The sequence below is a fragment of the Pseudomonas sp. P867 genome, assembly GCF_019891455.1.
Classification (GTDB): domain Bacteria; phylum Pseudomonadota; class Gammaproteobacteria; order Pseudomonadales; family Pseudomonadaceae; genus Aquipseudomonas; species Aquipseudomonas synxantha_A.
In genome coordinates, this window is the sequence record NZ_JAFLXB010000040.1 from 1 (window position 1) to 968 (window position 968).

The following is a 968-nucleotide window of genomic DNA, read 5'->3' on the forward strand; positions in this document are numbered from 1 at the left end:
GACGGAGCTCCGAGTAGGGTATTCGGATGCTGTTTGGATGGGATTAAGTGAGAATTAACATTTGTTCTGGAAAGCCCTTTTCAGGCGATATGTCAGGGCGACTACCTTCGGCTTTTCCATTGGCTTTAGATATATTTCCGCGACCTCTTTGAAACGTTGTTAGTATTTGCTGAGTGCTGCCATTCACCCTGAAAAAAGGGACAGTCTACAGTTAAATAGAACTGCCCCCGTTCAAGCGGGTGTGCGGCTAGTTTTCTATTTTATTACTATTGACCGCTATCGAGTTAAAACGGTTGCTGTTGACGGTGGCGAACCATGCCGTTACTCCTGACGCCAAGTTAGTGGTCCAATAATAGTAAATCCCAAACTCAGTTTTGTAATGGGTGCGCGACCAATAGTAATTATTTGGCATCGGCCAACGACCGGCGTACTGCTGTTGCATAAGCTTCTGTTCATTAAGGGTGGGTAGGGTCATGTCCCGCTCTATCGCCCTTTCATACACTTCTTCGTGCGCGCCTACACCGTTGTTGTAAACCCAGATCACGTTGGTAACGTACACTCCGACGGTTACGGTCTGTGGCGGACTCGAAGAGTCCGTGATTCGGATGGTTGTTTGACCATTGCCCCGTGAGGAAACCGCTCCAGTTGTACTGACAGAAGCGATATAGCTTTTATCGGATGAGTAAGTATAAGGCCCGGTACCGCCGCCCACGCTCAGTTGCGTCGTATTGCCAGGGGTGTTGGCGGGGAGGAGGCTGGGGTAATCTCCCAGCATGAATGTAAATCCGGAGAGCTGGATATAAGTCGGCGTGACGTATAACGGAGTGCTGCGACTGATAGTGTATTGCGTACTGGGGAACTCAACTGCCCGGCTCTGATCGTCGATACCATTATAGGCCACGTAAAAACTCAACGTTACCTGGCTATTATTTGCCACCCTGTCCAACCAACTACGCAGCACAGCTTTA

The 968-nt window shown here is 49.4% G+C and carries 1 pseudogene; it reads right to left on the reverse strand.

Annotated features, from left to right (window positions below):
• Window positions 1-247: 247 nt before the first annotated feature.
• Window positions 248-968 (reverse strand): annotated as a pseudogene (locus J1G33_RS27725) (hypothetical protein); the annotation flags it as partial.